At 67.7% G+C, this 16,960-nt stretch carries 16 protein-coding genes; 9 read left to right on the top strand and 7 right to left on the bottom strand.

What is annotated here, in order from left to right; all coding sequences use genetic code 11:
* Positions 1-15 precede the first annotated feature (15 nt).
* Positions 16-687 (top strand): phosphoribosylanthranilate isomerase, encoded by a 672-nt coding sequence (locus IEX88_RS14090; RefSeq protein WP_188851700.1) that lies wholly within the window; start codon positions 16-18, stop codon positions 685-687.
* On the opposite strand, the gene IEX88_RS14085 is transcribed toward IEX88_RS14090, so the two are convergent.
* The 3 genes from IEX88_RS14085 to IEX88_RS14075 are packed head-to-tail and all read right to left on the bottom strand — an operon-like array spanning position 684 to position 2,617.
* The gene (locus IEX88_RS14085; protein ID WP_244640176.1) at positions 684-2,021 is read right to left on the bottom strand and encodes an amidohydrolase family protein; all 1,338 of its coding nucleotides are present in this window, start codon (positions 2,019-2,021) and stop codon (positions 684-686) included. The genes IEX88_RS14090 and IEX88_RS14085 overlap by 4 nt on opposite strands.
* A complete protein-coding gene (locus IEX88_RS14080; protein WP_188851698.1) occupies positions 1,906-2,259 on the bottom strand; it encodes a hypothetical protein in 354 nt (117 codons plus the stop codon). The genes IEX88_RS14085 and IEX88_RS14080 overlap by 116 nt, the downstream gene beginning before the upstream one ends.
* A complete protein-coding gene (locus IEX88_RS14075; RefSeq protein ID WP_188851696.1) occupies positions 2,240-2,617 on the bottom strand; it encodes a Rieske (2Fe-2S) protein in 378 nt (125 codons plus the stop codon). The genes IEX88_RS14080 and IEX88_RS14075 overlap by 20 nt, the downstream gene beginning before the upstream one ends.
* Positions 2,618-3,051: 434 nt before the next feature.
* Here IEX88_RS14075 and IEX88_RS14070 point away from each other — a divergent pair, with 434 nt between their 5' ends.
* Positions 3,052-4,053 (top strand): phosphoribosylaminoimidazolesuccinocarboxamide synthase, encoded by a 1,002-nt coding sequence (locus IEX88_RS14070; protein WP_188851694.1) that lies wholly within the window; start codon positions 3,052-3,054, stop codon positions 4,051-4,053.
* A gap of 78 nt (positions 4,054-4,131) precedes the next feature.
* Here the strand turns inward: IEX88_RS14070 and IEX88_RS14065 are convergent, their stop codons facing one another.
* Positions 4,132-5,199, bottom strand: coding sequence for a hypothetical protein (locus IEX88_RS14065; RefSeq protein WP_188851692.1), 1,068 nt, complete (start codon positions 5,197-5,199; stop codon positions 4,132-4,134).
* 22 nt (positions 5,200-5,221) lie between these two features.
* Between IEX88_RS14065 and IEX88_RS14060 the strand changes: the two genes are divergently transcribed.
* The gene (locus IEX88_RS14060) at positions 5,222-5,515 is read left to right on the top strand and encodes a hypothetical protein (RefSeq protein ID WP_188851690.1); all 294 of its coding nucleotides are present in this window, start codon (positions 5,222-5,224) and stop codon (positions 5,513-5,515) included.
* 44 nt (positions 5,516-5,559) lie between these two features.
* Here the strand turns inward: IEX88_RS14060 and IEX88_RS14055 are convergent, their stop codons facing one another.
* Positions 5,560-6,474, bottom strand: a complete 915-nt coding sequence (locus IEX88_RS14055) for an ABC transporter substrate-binding protein (protein ID WP_188851688.1) — start codon at positions 6,472-6,474, stop codon at positions 5,560-5,562.
* A 284-nt stretch (positions 6,475-6,758) separates the two neighbouring features.
* On the opposite strand from IEX88_RS14055, the gene IEX88_RS14050 reads away from it, so the two are divergent.
* The 4 genes from IEX88_RS14050 (at position 6,759) to IEX88_RS14035 (ending at position 11,423) form a co-directional block, all read left to right on the top strand.
* Positions 6,759-7,043: a hypothetical protein gene (locus IEX88_RS14050; protein WP_188851686.1), complete on the top strand. Its 285-nt coding sequence runs from the start codon at positions 6,759-6,761 to the stop codon at positions 7,041-7,043.
* 384 nt (positions 7,044-7,427) lie between these two features.
* On the top strand, positions 7,428-8,912 hold the full coding sequence (locus IEX88_RS14045; protein ID WP_188851684.1) for a phenylacetate--CoA ligase family protein: 1,485 nt from the start codon (positions 7,428-7,430) through the stop codon (positions 8,910-8,912).
* A gap of 32 nt (positions 8,913-8,944) precedes the next feature.
* On the top strand, positions 8,945-9,961 hold the full coding sequence (locus IEX88_RS14040; protein WP_188851683.1) for a beta-ribofuranosylaminobenzene 5'-phosphate synthase family protein: 1,017 nt from the start codon (positions 8,945-8,947) through the stop codon (positions 9,959-9,961).
* A gap of 85 nt (positions 9,962-10,046) precedes the next feature.
* The gene (locus IEX88_RS14035; protein WP_188851681.1) at positions 10,047-11,423 is read left to right on the top strand and encodes a S8 family serine peptidase; all 1,377 of its coding nucleotides are present in this window, start codon (positions 10,047-10,049) and stop codon (positions 11,421-11,423) included.
* A 130-nt stretch (positions 11,424-11,553) separates the two neighbouring features.
* Here the strand turns inward: IEX88_RS14035 and IEX88_RS14030 are convergent, their stop codons facing one another.
* Both IEX88_RS14030 and IEX88_RS14025 read right to left on the bottom strand, forming a co-directional pair.
* Complete coding sequence (locus IEX88_RS14030; RefSeq protein WP_188851679.1) at positions 11,554-12,396, bottom strand: BtpA/SgcQ family protein; 843 nt, start codon at positions 12,394-12,396, stop codon at positions 11,554-11,556.
* A 283-nt stretch (positions 12,397-12,679) separates the two neighbouring features.
* Positions 12,680-13,441, bottom strand: a complete 762-nt coding sequence (locus IEX88_RS14025) for an IclR family transcriptional regulator (RefSeq protein WP_244640175.1) — start codon at positions 13,439-13,441, stop codon at positions 12,680-12,682.
* Positions 13,442-13,631: 190 nt separating this feature from the next.
* Between IEX88_RS14025 and IEX88_RS14020 the strand changes: the two genes are divergently transcribed.
* Both IEX88_RS14020 and IEX88_RS14015 read left to right on the top strand, forming a co-directional pair.
* On the top strand, positions 13,632-15,215 hold the full coding sequence (locus IEX88_RS14020; RefSeq protein ID WP_188851677.1) for a gamma-glutamyltransferase: 1,584 nt from the start codon (positions 13,632-13,634) through the stop codon (positions 15,213-15,215).
* 61 nt (positions 15,216-15,276) lie between these two features.
* The gene (locus tag IEX88_RS14015) at positions 15,277-16,884 is read left to right on the top strand and encodes an ABC transporter substrate-binding protein (protein WP_188851675.1); all 1,608 of its coding nucleotides are present in this window, start codon (positions 15,277-15,279) and stop codon (positions 16,882-16,884) included.
* The last annotated feature ends 76 nt before the right edge of the window (positions 16,885-16,960 follow it).

Raw genomic sequence — 16,960 nt, 5'->3', positions numbered from 1 at the left:
CGAGGATTAAACGCGATGCTGACGCAGATCTACGAGGTGATCGACGCAGAGACCGCTTCCGCCGTGTCCCGGATCGGCATCGACCATGTCGGCGCCAAGGTCGGCGACGGCAGCCGCCCGCGCGAGTTGACGGTGGCCGAGGCCCGGGTCGTGATGGCGGCGGTGACGGCACCCTCCAAATTCTCCGCGCTCTTCCTCGATTCCCATATGTATCGGATCTGCGCCTGGATCGCCGCTCTCGCGCCACCCATCGTGCATCTCGGCGCCGACGTCGATCGGTTGATGGTGGGGCATGTCGCCTTGATCAAGCAGCGGTTCCCCAACATCTTGGTCATGCGCAGCATTCCCGTGGTCGGCGAGGAGAGCGTCGCCATCGCCCGCGACCATGACCGCTTCGTCGATTTCCTGATGCTCGACAGTGTCCGACCGGGCGACAAGAAGTTCGGGGCGCTGGGCGTCACGCATGATTGGGCGATCAGCCGGCGGATCGTCGAGGCGGTCTCCTGCCCGGTGCTCCTCGCCGGCGGCCTCGGGCCCGACAATGTCGCGGAAGCCATCGCCACGGTTCGTCCGGCCGGGGTCGATTCCAAGACCAAGACCGACGTCGAGGGCGGCCATGCCAAGGATCTCGACAAGGTCCGGCGCTACCACTTGGCGGCCAAGGCGGCCATCGTCTCGCCGGCTTAGCCGGGCGGCAGCCGATCCGGCAGGTTGAACAGGCGCTGGGCATTGCGCCCGAGGATGTTGCGTTTGGCCGCCTCGCCGAGGAACGGCAGGTCGTAGATCACCGCCGGCGTGTCAAAATCGTAGTGCGGCCAGTCCGATGACCACAGGAGTTGGGTCTCGGCCCGGATCATCTCGAAGGTCAGCGCCAGCGCCTTGGGATGGCTGCGTTCCATCGGCTGCGAGGAGTACCAGCAGTGCCGCGCCATATATTCCGAGGGCAGCATCTTCAGCGACGGCGCCTCGGACTGGCGCATCAGGAACTGGTCGTCGAGCCGCTGCATGAGGAAGGGGATCCAGGCGAGCCCGCTTTCAACCCATAGCGAGTTCAGCTTGGGAAAGCGCTCGGGAATGCCCTGCAGGATCCAGTTCGTCATGTGCACCATGTTGCACCAGACGAAGCCTAGCGCGTGCATGCCGAGGAAGGTCGGAATGGTGGCGAGCGAGGGGTCCTGCCAGTGGTAGCCGGCATGGAAGGCGATCGGCTTGCGGGATTCCTCGATCGCCCGGTAGAGCCTGGCATAGACGTTGTCGTGCACCGGCCGGTAGCGGGTCGAGGTGACCATGAAGCCGACGACGCGGTCGTTGCCGGCATTCTCCTCGACGACGCGCACCGCCGCCTCCGGCGTGTTGAACGGGACGAAGGCGAGCGCGATGATGCCGTTGTCGCGGGAGAGAAGTGTTTCGGCGACCCAGCGATTGTAGGCCCGTCCCAGCGCCACCTCCATCTGCGGCTGCGGGTGCATGCCGAGAAACAGCATGGAGGTCGGGAAGACGACCATGTAGGCGGCGGCCAGGCCTTCCATCGCGCGCCGCGTGAGCACCAAGTCGCGGTGCGTTCCCGGCTCGATCGCTTCGCGCTGGTCGGACTGGTGCGGGATGCGGCCGCCGCAGTCCTGGTATCTCAGGCCGAAATCGCCGACGAGCCCGTAGGGCGGCGAGCCGACGCGCTGGGCGTGATAGGCTTCGGCCTGGTCCCGCAGGACGGGGTCCTCGATGTAGCGGACGATCTCCTTCCACGAGATCGACTCGACGTGATGGGCGTCGACGTCGACCAGCGTCCAGCGGTCATAGCCGTGCCGGCGCGCGTGCTCGCGCGACTTACGGAGATAGGCTCGGGTGTCGGTGTGGCTATCGATGTCGTCGATCGATTTGTCGCGCGGCGTGACGGGCGTGTCCAGGTCACACTTCCTCGTCCACCGTTTCCCTAAGGTGATCCTCCTCCGGCCGCCGGTGCGACCAGAGCCCGAACTCCACCGGCCCCAGCCGCAGCGCGCGCAGGATCTCGGTGGTGGCAATGAGGGCCTCAGTCGGCGTCACCACCTCGTCGTAGCGGCCCTCGAGGGCGCGGAAGCGCCGATCCTCGAGCAATGCCTTGCCGGCGTACAGCTTGACCGCGGCGGTCATCAGCCGGCGGACCGCCCGGTCGGAGACCAGGTCGCTTTCCCCATGGCCCAGCGCTTCGGTGGCGATCGCCAGCAGCCGCTCGGCAAGGTCGTCGATCTCGGCATAGGGATTATTGGTCGCTGTCGACATGGAGATACACCTCGCCGTCCCTGATCTCGGTGGCGACCGCGCGAAGGCGCAGCCTGCCGGTCCCGGCATGGCGGCCGGTGCGGATATCGAATTCGGCGCCGTGCCAGGGGCAGACGATGTTCTTGTCGCTGTCGTGATAGGTGCGCCCGCGCTGCTGACCGCTCTCGTCGATGACGTCGAGCACGCGCCGAAAAACCTGGCCCTGGCAGACCGGGCCGCCCTGATGCGGGCAGATGTTGCGCCAGCAGAAGATGTCGCCGTCCAGCCGGAAAAGTCCGACCTCGACGCCGCCGACGATCATCAGCCGCTTGTCCCCGTCTGCGAACTCGTCCTGCCGTCCGACGCGAAATTCGGGCACGGATCATCCTCCTCCGGCCAGCAAGGCCCCGACCACCCCCTGGAACCAAGCGTCCCGGCGGTCGGCGGCCCGCCTTGCGAAAACCTGCCTTCGCCGACCTCCGCGACCGGGACTGCGGATCAGGGCCCACAACGGTCTTGCAGTTTTCGACCAACCAGGTAGATATACACGCTATAGGTGTTATAGAACGATAAACACAATCTGGACGTCAGCTCAACCCCGGGACGCGGGATCGTTTGTCCGACGCGGACCCAGGCACCTTTCGGCCCTCGCTCGTGATGATCCGCATTGAGACACGCCGCGTCCCCATCCGATCCTCCGCCCCGCGCCCGTCGCCACGATCGGCGTCGCCCGCACCGCCCCGGCGCCGGCGCGATGGCGCGAGCCGCTCGCCGCGGGCAAGGCGGAACCGGCAAGGGGGCGCGGGGGGTGCCATGAAGCGGTGGTCGACGAAATCGCTCCGTCTTCTGGTGGCGCCTGCGCCGGCCCGGGCCGGCATCGGGATCTTCGACTTCACCGACGACTATTCGGTCTTCCATTTCAGCAAGATGCCCGACCGGATCCCGGACAAGGGAGAGGTGATCGCGCGCATGGGTCATGCGAGCCTCGAGATCATCGAGCGCGCCGGGATCCGGACCCACCTGATCGGCAAAGTGTCGCCGACGTCGCTGAGGATCCGGCTGCTCAACGTCCTCGACCCGGCCAGGGGCGAGCTGTCTATGGGCGATACAGCCCGTCTCGTGCCGCTCCAGGTGATCTACCGCAACCGGCTGGGTCCGGGCGCCTCGGTCTACCGGCGCGTGGCGGCCGGCCGGCTGACCGCGCAGGAGATCGGCCTCGACCGCCTGCCGCCGCCGGGCACGGCCCTCTCCCGCCCGATCATCGAGTTCACCACCAAGCTGGAAAACATCGACCGCTTCGTCACAGGTGCGGAAGCGCGCGCCCTCTCCTGTCTGTCGCCGACGCTCTTCGAACGGCTCAAGGCGATGACGCTCGAGATCAATTCGGTGCTCTGCGACCATGCCGAGGCGTGCGGCCTGATCCTCGAAGACGGCAAGCTGGAGTTCGGTGTCGACGAGGACGGCGAGCTCCTCCTCGTCGATGTCGCCGGCACGCCGGACGAGAACCGCTTCGAGCACGAAGGCTTCGACGTCTCCAAGCAGGTGCTGCGCGACTACTATCACCGCTTCGGCCTCGAGGCCGAGATCCAGCGGCTGGCGGCGAGCGGCGTCGCGCGCGCGCACTGGCCGGTCCCGCAGCCCCTGCCTCCGCGTCTGCTCGATGCCGCCGCCGAGATGTACCGCGCGCTCTGCGAACGCTGGACCGGCGAGCCCATCTGGCAGGCGCGGCCGCTCGGCCTCGCCGCGCGGCAGGCGGCCGCCGCTTTGGCCGAGGCGACCGACACGGCACCGCGGCTCAGGGCGCGCCACCCATGAGATCGCCGGCCATCGCGGCTGGCCCCGGCGGCGCGACGAGGCGGCCGCAGACCACGCCGTTCCTGCCCAGCCTGCGTCTCAGGCTGGGCGGCAGGGAGCGATTTCGGCGACCGTCGCGGCGGTCGTCAGGAAGGGGCAGCCGGCCGGGCCGCAACCGGGCCGACATTTGCAACGCACGGATTTAAATGGGAGATTCTCATGAACGATGCCTCCGCCATATCCACCGAGTTCACCCGGTTGACACCGACGACCTGGATCAGTGACGAGACGCTGCGTGCCGTTGCCGACAAAGTGGGGACGCCAGCCTTCGTCTACAGCGAGACCCGGCTCGTCGAGAATGTCGAGCGCATGCAGGAAGCGGCCCGTGCGGCCGGGCTGCTCGACCGGGTCGAATTCTACGTCCCGTTCTTTCCCAATTCCAATCCGCACGTGGTCAGCGCCTTCAAGGATCTGGACGTCGGCGTCCTGATCCAGCTGCCCAGCGAATACGAGCTGCTGCGGCGCCACGGCTTCGACAAGTTCATCGTCTCGACCGGCCATATCAGCGACGGCGAGATCGAGTTCTGGGCCGGGACCGGGGAGCCGCTCTTCCTGTCGAGCATGGACGAGGTGGCGCACCTCATCGCCGCGGCACCGAATGCACCGATCAACGTCCGCTTCGACAGCCTGAGTTCGGGCAAGCCGGGCCTGAAATACAACGAGCTCCACGATTTCTCGGGACTGCTGAAGGCGCACGAACGCGAGCTGAACTGCTTCGAGCTCTACTGCGGCAGCGGCAATTCGGTGCACACCATGCTCAGCATCGTCGAGCAGGTGTTCATGATCTTCAAGACCTATTTCCCGCACGCGAAGGCCATCAACTTCGCCGGCGGGTTCAGCTTCGCCTACGAGACGCTGTCGACCGACGCCAAGCATTTTCGATGGGACTACTATTTCCGGAAATTGCGGGAACTGGCCGATCGCTTCGAGATCCCGGCCGACGTCTCCTTCTGGTTCGAGCCGGCCCGCGACCTCCTCGGCGACGTCGGCGTGCTGCTCCTGTCGGTGCAGCGCCAGCTCATCCGGCACCCCGGCGCCAACCGCGTCCTGACCAATGGTCAGCCGGGTGCTGATGCCCTCGGCGCAATACAAGGAGCGCAACCACAACGTGCTGTCCCTGGATGCAACGATGCGCCCGCTGACCGGAGAGACCGTGTCGGCGCTCGTCCGCGGGCGCGGCATTCTCCGCCACGACTACGTCCTTCCCGGCGAATACGCCGTGCCGGAGCGCGTCGGCCCGGGCGACCATCTCCTGATCCTCGACGTCGGCGCCTATTGCGCCACGCAGCACATGGAGTTCCTCAACATCCCGCCGGCGGCGGAAGTCGTCGTCGGCATCGACGGCGTACCGAGGCTGGCGACCCGGCACGGGGGAAGCCACGACAAATGGCGCCACCTCCTGGATCGGTGCGAACCGATCTGAGATTGCGAGGGTCGGGGCACAGCGTGCCCCGACCCCGCTTCCGGTCAGGCCGCCGTGCTGTCCTCGCGAAGGCGGTTGTCGACGATGCTGGCATAGTCGATGTCGCCGGCGATCAGATCCCAACTGCGCATCCAGGCATAGGTGCGCTCGAACTCCTCGCGGCTGTAGGGCTCCGGTTCGACGAAGCGAAGACGCGGCAGGTGGAAGTCGTCGGGCGTGATCGTCTCGCGCACCCCTTCCGGCAGCGAGTCGATGAGGTAGTGGAGATAGCGCTTCTTGTCCGCGTTGATCATCCGGATGGCCCGGATCTCGGCCCGGCGGAGGGCCGCATAGGTCTCGGCATCGACCTCGGGACCGGCGATCTCCGAGCCGGCATAATGGGTCTCGATGATCTTCTGGAAACCCTGTTTCTCGGCCACGGTCAGCCAGGGCTCGGTCAGCGCGATCGCCGCCACCTGGCCGCTGCGCACGGCCTCGAGGCCCGTCTTGTGGTGCTGCCCGACGACGTTGATCTCCGAGCGCTCGATGAAGCCGGTCAGCATCTGCAGGGTCGCGTAGTGGTTGCCGTTGTGAAAGCTGACCGAGATCGGCGCGTCGCGCAACGTCTGCGGGTGGGTGTATTTCGAGCCCGGCGCCGAGACCAGCGCCATCACGGCGATGCACGAACGCTTGCCGATGATCTTGCCGCCCCGCCGGCTGTCATGGGCGCGTCGGATCTGCCCCCATTCGCAGGCGCGGTAGATGTTCACATCGCCCTCCTCGAACGGCACATGCGTCCGGATGGCGTTGACCTGCCCGGGATCCGTGACCGTGTCGGGCAAAGCCTGCGTCTGCCTGTTTTCATGAAAGGTCACGTCGAGCCCCTCGTCCGCGTAGAGCCCTTCGTCGCGGGCCACCAGCATCGGCAACGCAAACTGCGTGGACACGCCGAGACCCTCGCTTCGCACATGCTGCAACATCGTCGTCCTCCGATCGACCGGGTAGGAGAGCACTGAAATTTTGGGCGTTGAAGCGACCGGCACGTCTGCGTTGCGCCCTCTGCATCCTGGCATGGGCGGGCGAAGGACGATCCGTGCCGGGGATCGCCCTAGCCGCTCGCTCCCGGTTTCGAGAGCGGCGCCCGCGCTGAAAGCCTAGCATGCACGCTAAGGTTTTTTCTCTATCCAATCACTATCTCCAGTTGATTTTTTTACAGGGTTTGCTACCCTCATTTCATCCTTTCGCGATCCATGAGGAGGTTGCCTTGGAAGACCTGGTTCGATGGGTATCTGACACTCTGACGAAGAACAGCGTCGAGGAAGGCGAGGCGATGAAGATCGCCGCCAGCCTGACCTCCGAGATCGCCGCGGAAACGTCGGCGGAATCCTCGCTCGAGGCGGCCAGCGAAGCGGCGAGCGAGGTCTCCGCCGAGGCCGTTGCCGAGCTCGGCGCCGAGGCCGCATCGGAAGCCGCGGCGGAGAATGCCGCCGAGAGCGCGGCCGAAAGCGCCGCGGAAAACGTCGCGGAAGCAGCGTCGGCCAAGGCCTGAACCAAGGCCCGAAGCGGCTCAGACGCCGGCGTCACCATGACGGCGTCGCGCGCGTGAGCGGGCGATTCATTGCCACGGGCATAGCCCGGGCCGCGGTGGCCGCATCGACCTGAGTGAGCCCCTGCTGTGGGGGTCCCGCCGGGGGAGTCCCCGAGGGAGCGGCCTTGGGTATGCCCTCGGACCGCGCTCCCTCGCCGGCCCTGGGCGCATGAACGGGTCGGCAGATGCTGTCCGCCTATGCTGTCCGCCTGGTTTAGCTTCGGCAGTCGCCGCGCCGACGGTCCTGGCCTTTGCGCCCTTCTCATTTCAGTCAAGAGACCAGCACAACCCGTTGCTTTCCCGTCGGAATCATCGTTTCACCTTCGAGGAATCGAGGAGCTGCCCTTGGCGTCCCTATCCCTCCGTCGCCCCGCCGCGGAACCGGAATTCGCCGCGGAGCTCGCCGAGAGGCTCGAGGCGGTGGAAGCGCCGACGGCCGCGGGGCTGGCCGGCCTGGTCGAGCGGCTGAGCGGATCGCATCCGCTCAAGGCCGCGGCCACCCATGTCGTCCAGGCCTGGCTGATGCAGTACACGCTCCGGCAGGCCCGCGAGAACTGCGCCTTCTATCGCGATCGCGACATCTACCAGTCCTTGGCCCTGCCGGAACCGGGAACGCCGATCGATCTGTCCGGCCTGCCGGTGATCGATCGCCGGATCGCCGTGGCCCATGCCGAGGAGATCGTGTCCGACCGGCTGGAGCTGCGCCAGATCTGCCACAGCTCCGGCACCACCGGCATGCCGATCGAGATCCACAAGTCCTATGCCGAGGTGGCATTCATCGGCGCCTATTTCACCGCTTTGTTCCAGCCGCTGCGCCAGCGCATCGGCACGCTGCCGCTGTCGCTGTCCTTTCCCAATGTGAACCACGGCATGCCGGTACCGATCCCCGGCTTCGGCAAGGGATTTCACGGCGGCGTCACCGACGACACGCTGATCCGCGACGCGGTGCGGGTGCTCCAGCGCACCTACCGCATTCCCGGACACGCCTCGCGGATCAAGATCCTCGCCGGCCTCGAGCACCACATCCTCTTCTTCACCAGCTACCTCCTGGAACAGGGCATCGACCCCCGCAGCTTCCAGCTGCAGGCGGTCAACATCACCGGCAATTTCGTCGCCCGGCACTGGCTGGACTTCCTGGCGGAGTCCTGGGGCACGCTCATCAATGACCGCTTCACCCTCACCGAGCTGATCGGCGGCGCGTCCCGCCTCGGCCTGTCCGACGAGTTCGTGCTGGATGCGCAAATCTTTGGCGAAGTGGTCAACGACCATGGTCGGTCGGTGGAGGAAGGGCCCGGCCGGCTGTGCCTAACCGGTATGGCGCCCTGGGTGCAGATGCATCCGCTCATCCGCTACGACACCGGCGACCTTGTCTGGCGCACGCGGCGGGACGACACGCCGCATCTCACCTTCCGCTTTCTCGGCAAGCAGAGGAACGTGATCGCCAGGGAGCGCGGGGGAAGGCGGGAGTACTTGGTGTTCTCGGCGGTGCTGAACGAGATCCTCTCGCCGATCCCCGATATCCGCCTCTACGACTGGTTCTCCAATGTGCGCTGCGCGCTCGACCGCAGCATCGGCTCGCTGCCGACCATGGCCGTTCGCTACGACGAGCCGGCGGGCGAGACGCCCCTCCTCCGGATCGCCCTGGAGCTCCGCTACGCGCCGCACTGTTTTCGGCCGCGGGTCGAGGAACTGGTGAAACGGCTCACCGCCCAGCTGCGCGCGGTCGAGGGCACCGTCCTGGCAGCGGCGATGGACGCCGGCGAACTGGAACTCAAATTCGATTTCCTGCCGCCTGAGGGCCTGAAGGAGCCGATCGTCATCAAGATCTAGCGGCGACGCCGCCAGCCGAGGGAAGCTTAGGGATGCCCCAGCCTGTCGCCACCGTCTCGTCGCCCTGCCGCCTCAGCTTCACACTGATCGATCTCACCGGCGGCAGCGGCCGCAAGAACGGCATGGCCTCGATGGTCGTCGAGAATCCCTGCTTCGTCTGCCGGGTGGAGCCTTCCGCCGAGATGGCCGTCGAGGACGGCCCGGGGCTCGGCGAGTATCGCGATATCATCCTCGCCTATCTGATGAAGCTGAGAGCGGCGCTGGGCGGCGGCGCGGTGCGCGTGCGGGTGGAGAGGCCGATTCCGACCCATTCCGGCTTCGGCTCCAAGACCAACACGCTTCTCTCCGTCGGCAAGGCCTATGCGGCGGTCCACGGCATGGCGACGCCGACCGACCGTCTCGCCGAAGTCGCCGGCCGCGCCGGGACCTCGGGGGGCACCGTCAATCTCATCGACACCGGGGGCTTCCTGGTCGACGGCGGCCACGCCACGCCGCCCGGCTTTGCGCAGGCGCCGAACGCTTATCTCCTGCCCAGCCGCTATGCCGGTCCCGGTCGTCGTCCGCCGATCCTGATCGCCAAACCCTTCCCGGACTGGCCGCTCCTGATGATCCTGCCGGACGGCGAGCACATCCACGGCCAGGCCGAACTCGACTTCTTTCGCGACACGCTGCCGATCCCGGCCGAGGAGTCGCACCGCACCGCCCACATGGTGCTGATGCGCCTGGCGCCCGCCGTCGCCGAACAGGACTACGGCGCCTTCTGCAACGCGCTGAACGCGATCACCTTCGAGAGCCATTTCAAACGGCGGCAGATCGAGCTGCAGAACGACAGGCTCCAGCACGTCGTCGCCCATGCCCGCGACAACGGCATCGACGCCATCGGCATGAGCAGCATGGGGCCGGTCTGCTTTTCGGTGACGCAGGACCCCGGCCGCGCGACCGCCTGGCTTGATGGCCTGATCGGTCGCGGCATCGTCCGGCGCTACTGGTTCACCCGCGTCGCCAACCGGCCGGCGACGGTCGACGTCCACACGCTCAGCGAGGCGTGAGCGCCTCCGTGCGCCGCCCGCAGGAGGGAGCCGAGGCGCTGGGACAATTCCCATGCCACCGCCGGCGAAGGAAGGGAGAAGCGCGATGGAGCGCCAGCAACCTGCCACGGCACCTTCGGCCGAACAGCCGGACAAGGCCGTCGTCTTCGAGGCGACGCATCGCCGGGCGGACGGGAGCAGCCTCTTCGACGGGGATGCCGACCCGCGTGCCGGGCTGGAACCCTTCCGCGCGCCGGAGGCTCTGACGCGGCAACTCCACGAGGAGGTCGCCGCGATGGGCCTGACCGTCCTGGCGGCAAATCCCTTCTCGCTCACCGTGCAGGCGCCGCCGGGCTGGTCGCGGCAAGCCGGCCTCGGTCGCGGGCAGAGCGCACGAGACCTCGTCGTGCCCGAGGGTTCGAGCGTCCTTGCCGGCCTCGCCCCGGTGCCGCGCACCGCGCTGCACGGTGCAACGCCCCTTCCCCCGCCGACGCCGTTCTTCTGCCTGCGCGCACCGGTCGACATCCTCACCGCCCTGAACGGCACCGTGGCGTCGCTCTCCGGCCATGATGGCGACGGCATCACCATCGCCGTGGTCGATTCAGGCTGCGACGTCAGCCATCCCTTCTTCACGGAGCGCCAGGCGCAGATCGAGCTCATGCTGGGACCGGGCATTCACGGCCCCGACATCGACACGCTGGGTCACGGCACGATGGTCGCAGGCTCGATCCTCTCGATCGCGCCTGCCGCGAGGCTCCGCGTGATCAAGACCACCGACGATCTCTCGCTCGCCGCCTTCAAGGCTGCAGTGGCCATGACCCCGCGGCCGCAGATCATCCAGAACGCCTGGGGCCACCTCGTCACCGGGCCGGACATGACGCCCTATGACAAGGCCGTCTATGCCGCGATCACGTCCGCCGTCGAGGACGGGATCGTCGCGGTCTTTGCGGCGGGCAACCAGAAAATCATCTTCCCGCCGCAGGTCCCCGCGGGGCTGGCGGCGGGCGGCGCCTATGTCGACGCCAATGGGCTGTACCAGGCTTCGGACTATGCCAGCGGCTATGTCAGCGCCCTCTTCGCCGATCGGGCCGTTCCGGACATTTGCGGCCTCGTCGGCCCCGCGCCAAACGGCGTCTACATCACTCTGCCGACTGCGCCCGGCTCGACGATCGACCGTTATTTCGCCGAGCACGCCTATCCGCAAGGCGATGGAGGCCTGCCGAATGATGGTTGGGCGGTGATCAGCGGCACCTCCTCGGCCTCGGCCCAGACCTCGGCTACAACCGCCCTCCTGCTACAGGTGCGGCCGGATCTCGGCAGCGCCGATGTGAAGGCGATCCTGGCGAAGACGGCGCGGCGGATCGACGTCGGGATCTCGGCGCAAGGGGGGCGCTCCGGCCCGCCCTATCCGAACATCGCCACGGGCTGGGGCCTGATCGACATCGGCGCTGCCCTCGCTTTGGCGCAGCGGGAGCGGGGCTGATCGGGGGTTGCCCGACGGGCGACGACGTCGTCCTGGACGGACCGGCGGGCTTCGGCCGGGATGGCGCATCCTGGATCTGACGACAGTCGGCGGGCCGCTCCGGCGCCGGCGGCCTCGCGGGGCAACCGCCTCAGGCCAGTACGGCGTCGCGCGCGTTGCGCAAAGCGCGGGTCTTTTCGGCGCTGATGCGGGCGTCCGGCTCGGATCCGTCCTTCAGCGCGGTGCCGACGATGAAGCCGTCGCACTGGCCGACGAGGCCGCCGACCGACCGCTCGGTCACGCCGCTGCCGACGAGGACCGGCACCCCGACCTTGCCGTGCAGGAGGGTGAGATGGCTGTCCTGAATCGAAAGCCCCGTCGCGGCGCCGGTGACGATCAGCGCGTCGGCATGCGAGCGCGCGACGAGGTCCGCCGCATCGCGATCCAACGAATAGGAGGGGGCCAGGGCATAGGAATCCTTGATGTTGACATCGGCCCAGATCCTGACCTCGGCGCCGAGCCGGGCGCGGTCGCGCAGGAGATTGCAGGCATCGCCCTCGATCAGCCCCTGATCGGTGACGCGCGGCGAGCCGAGGATGCAGACGCGGATGAAGCTCGCCCCGATGGCGTGCGCGATGGCCAAAGCAGCCCGCCCGTCATTGCGCAGGACGCAGACCCCGAGCGGCAGCGCGATCCGGGCGCGGATCTCCATCCCGACCCGGGTCATCCACGCGATCGTCTCGCGCGGCACGACGGTGGAAAAGAACGGGGTGTCGCCGAAATTCTCGATCATGACGGCGTCGACGCCGCCCTCCGCCAGGGCCTCGGCGTCGGACACGGCCTGCGCGACGAGACGGCCGGTATCGCCGTCGAAGCGCGGCGCGCCGGGCAACGGCCTGAGATGCACCACGCCGACAAGGGGCTGCGCGACGGCGAGCCCGGTCTGCTCCGCGGACTTCGTCTGCGCCACAGCCTTGGTCTGCTCGACAACCATGGGCTCCCCCATTCGTCTCGGACATCGCGGACGGCGCGGGATCGCCCGCACGCTCCCTCGCCGGGGCGTCCCCACCCCACCGCGGGGTGGTTCAACGTCGCCCGCCCGTCGGCGCCGGCGGTGCGCCAGGCACGGCCCGAACCCGCAACATCACAGACTATGCAATCCCAGAGCGAAACTAACACGCACTGGTTGATGGCGCCACCGGAATCCACAGGGTCGTCCGCCGGCATGCGACGGAGTGCGATCGGTCTGAACTTCGCGCGGCGGCGCGTCCGGCGCCCTAGAACGAGTTGATCGTGTCGATCAGCGGCGGGATGATCAGGCGTTCGATCCGGGCCGTGTCCCAGTGCGTGGCCGAGAGCGAGCATTGGATCGCCGCCCGTGTGCGACCGCTGCCGCGGATTGCGGCGGAAAGGCCGATCTCGTTGATCATGATCTCGTCGAAGCCGATCGAATAGCCCTTCGTGGCGGCTTCGTCGACGAGGGCAAGGATCGCGCCGCGGTCCATCAGCGTGTGGGCGGTATAGCGCCGCATCGGCCATTCCTCCACGCAGCGCCGGCGCTCCGACGGCTCCGAAAGCGACAGCATGGCCCGGCCGCTCGACGTGTTGAGGGCCGGAATCCGTCGGCCGATGATCGAGGCGGTAAAGCTCGTGCGCGCGTTCGGCAGGCGGACGGCGTAGACGATGCTGTCCCCGTCCAGGATGGCGAGATTGACCGTCTCGCCGATGGCCTGGCGCAGGTCGATCAGCTTCGGCATCGCCACCCGCAGCAGTTCCTCCGACCAGAGATAGGCATTGGCCAGTTCGAGGCACTTGATCGCCGGCCGGTAGCGCCGCGTCACCGGATCCTTGGCGAGATAGCCGAGGCGATGCAGCGTGTTGGCGAAGCGCTGCGTGGCGCTTTTGTCGAGCCCGGCAGCCGCCGCCAGCTGCTGGAGACTCATTTCCGGGCGGGACTCGCCGAAGGCCTCGAGGACCCGCATTCCCTTCTCCAGCGAGGCGACGAAGAGAGTGTCCTGGCGCGGGTTCGGTAAATCCAAGAGGCAGTCCTCATGTTGCAGCGCACATTATTTGGGCAGGATAGCTGGTTGACTATTCTGCGATCTCGACCGTAACCTTAGCATAATACGGTTATGGATATTGCATTATGATATCGCGAAGATCCAGCACTTGGGAACCCCACGACGCTTCCGCCACGGCGGAACGGCGCGCCAGCGGTGCGGACGGCGCATGAACGTGCGGACGCCGACGCAGATCGTCCGCAAGCCGGCCGTCGCTTCTTCCGGCGGCATCGTCGCCGCGCAGAGCGGGCTGGCGGCAGAGGTTGGCGCCGAGGTCCTGGCCGCCGGCGGCGACGCGGTCGACGCGGCGGTCGCCACCTCCTTCGCGCTGGGCGTCGTCGAGCCGTGGATGAGCGGACCGGCGGGCGGCGGCACGATGATCGTCTGGCGCGAGGCCGAGCAGCGGGCCTATTCGATCGACTATGGCATGCGGTCCCCGGCCGCCCTCGACCCGGCCGACTATCCCCTTTCGGGCCAGGGTCTGGCCTCGGATCTCTTTCCCTGGAAGGCGGTGGTCGGCGACCGCAATGTCGAGGGCGCCGGCGCGGTGGCGGTTCCTGGCGTCGTCGACGGCATTGGCCAGGCACATGCGCGCTTCGGCACGATGCCCTGGCGTGATCTTCTCGCGCCCGCCGCCGCTCTCGCCCGCCGGGGTCTGGAGGTCGACTGGTACGCCGCGCTCATGCTGGCTTCCGCCACCCGCGCGCTTTCCCGCGACGTCGACGCCGCCGCGCTGTTTCTCGACGACGGCCAGTGGCCGCCGCTCGCCAGCACCACGCCGCTGGCCGAGCGTCGGATCGTCAACGACGCGATGGCCGCGACGCTCGATCGCCTGGGCGAGCTGGGTTTCCGCGAGTTCTACGACGGCGAGGTCGGGCGGCAGCTCGCGGCCGACATCGCCGCCAAAGGCGGATCGCTGTCCTTCGGGGACCTGCGCGCCTACCGCGCCAGCCTCACCGCCATCGAGCGGACGCCCTACCGCGGCGGCGGCTTCTATCTGCCACCGGCGCTGACGGCCGGCCCGGCTTTCGCCGACGTGTTTTCGCAGCTGTCGCAAACGCTCGCGCCGGCGGCGGACGGTCCCGGCCCCGCGAGCTACGCGGCGCTGGCCGATGCGCTGGCTTCGGCCTATGCGCGGCGGCTGGCCGTGGACGGCGACAACGAGGCGCCGCACAGCCCTGCCTGCACCACGCACTTCTCCGTCGTAGACCGCGCCGGCAACATGGTGGCGATGACGCAGACGCTGCTGTCGGTCTTCGGCGCCCGCGTCGTCTCGCCGGGGACGGGGCTCCTCCTCAACAACGGCATCATGTGGTTCGATCCCGAGCCCGGCCATGCCAATTCCCTGGCGCCGGGAAAGCGCTGCCTGATGAACGTCTGCCCGGTGATCGGCGAGACCGGAACAGCGCGCTTTGCCATCGGCGCCTCGGGCGGGCGAAAAATCATGCCGGCGATCGCCCAGCTTTCGTCCTTCCTCGTCGACAATGCCATGAGCCTCGAGGCGGCCTTCCATCAGCCGCGGATCGACGTCAGCGGCGGAGCGACCGTCATCGCCGATGCGGCGCTGCCGGCCGAGGTGATCCTTGCTTTGTCCGACCGACACCGCGTCGTGACCGCGCCCCGGACCGTCTATCCCCATTCCTTCGCCTGCCCCGTCGGCGTCATGCGCCAGGCCGGCGAGAATTTCGGCGCCAGCGAAATCATGTCCCCCTGGGCAGACGCCGTCGCCGAACCTGCGCCGCCCCCGGAGTAAGGCGTCGCCGCATCGTCGTGTCGCCCGCTCCCTCTCCCCCACCGATGAAGGAAAACCGCCGATGAAGCCCTTTCCGACCGCGACGACGACCGGCACGCGATGGCGCGCCGCCCTCCTTGCCTCGACGATCGCCCTCGCCGGCATTGGCGCCGCCCCTGCCGGGGCCAGCGAAATCCGGGCGGTGATGCATTCGGGCCTGCGCGTTCTCGACCCGATCATTACCACGGCGCACATCACCCGAAATCACGGCTACATGATCTTCGATACGCTGCTCAGCGTCGACGAGAACAAGGCGCCGCAGCCACAGATGGCCTCCTGGGCGGTCTCCGACGACAAGATGGCCTACACCTTCACCCTGCGCGACGGGCTGAAATGGCATGACGGCGGCGACGTCACGGCGGCCGACTGCGTCGCCTCGCTGAAGCGCTGGGCCGAGCGCGACGGCGGCGGCCAGATGCTGATGCAGTACACCAAGAGCATCGAGGCGACCGACGCCAAGACCATCGTGCTGACGCTGTCGGAGCCCTTCTCCTACGTCATCGAGCTGATCGCCAAGCCGTCCGCGGTGCCGGCCTTCATGATGCCCGAGCGCATCGCCAAGACGCCCTCCACCGAAGCCATCGCCGAGCAGATCGGCTCTGGCCCCTTCCGGTTCGTCGCGGGCGAGTACCAGCCGGGCGTCAAGGTCGTCTACGACAAGTTCACCGACTACAAGCCGCGCGACGAGCCGGCGAGCTGGACCTCCGGCGGCAAGTCGGTGAAGGTCGACCGCGTCACCTGGATCGCCATGCCGGACGCGCAGACGGCGATCAACGCACTGAATTCGGGCGAGATCGACTTCATCGAGCAGCCGCCGATCGACCTGTTGCCGCTGCTGTCGGTCAATGAGGAGATCACCGTCGACGTCCTCAACCCGCTCGGCTACCAGACCATGGGCCGGCTGAACTGGCTCTATCCTCCCTTCGACAACGTCAAGATCCGGCGCGCCGCGCATCTGGCGATGAATCAGACCGACGTGCTCGGCGCCCTCGTCGGCAATCCGGAATACTACTCCGTCTGCGGCTCGATGTATGGCTGCGGCTCGCCGCTCGAAACCGATGCCGGAGCCGCCTCCATCGTCGCGGGATCGGATCCCGAGGGCGCCAAGAAGCTCCTGGAGGAAGCCGGCTACGACGGCACGCCGATCGTGCTGATGCAGCCGACCGACGTGTCCTCCGTCAGCCCGCAGCCGGTGGTGGCCGCGCAACTGCTGCGGCAGGCCGGCTTCACCGTCGACCTGCAGCCGATGGACTGGCAGACCCTGGTCACCCGCCGAGCGAGTCAGGCATCGCCGGCCGAGGGCGGCTGGAACATGTTCTTCACCAACTGGGTGATCCCGGAGATCTGGAACCCGATTGTCAGCCCGATGCTGAACGGCCTCGGCAAGGAAAAGGCCTGGTTCGGCTGGCCCGACGATCCGGAACTGGAGGCGATGCGCAAGGAATTCGTCAAGGCCGAGACCGACGAGCAGCGCAAGGAAATCGCTGCGCGGCTGCAGGCGCATGCCTACGAGGTGGTGAATTACATTCCGCTCGGCCAGTATCTCAGCCCCTCCGCCTGGCGCAACGAGCTCTCCGGCGTGCTGAAGGGACCGGTCCCGGTCTTCTGGAGCGTCGAGAAGAAGTCCTGATGCCTTGCGGCGGGTCGGGTCCTCCCGATCCGCCGCCGGCATCGCCTGCGGCCGCTTCCGGCGGCCGCATCCCTTC

The organism is Aureimonas glaciei, from assembly GCF_014643375.1.
Lineage (GTDB): Bacteria > Pseudomonadota > Alphaproteobacteria > Rhizobiales > Rhizobiaceae > Plantimonas > Plantimonas glaciei.
The sequence above is the reverse complement of the archived record's forward strand: the minus strand, read 5'-3'. Positions and strand labels throughout refer to the sequence as shown.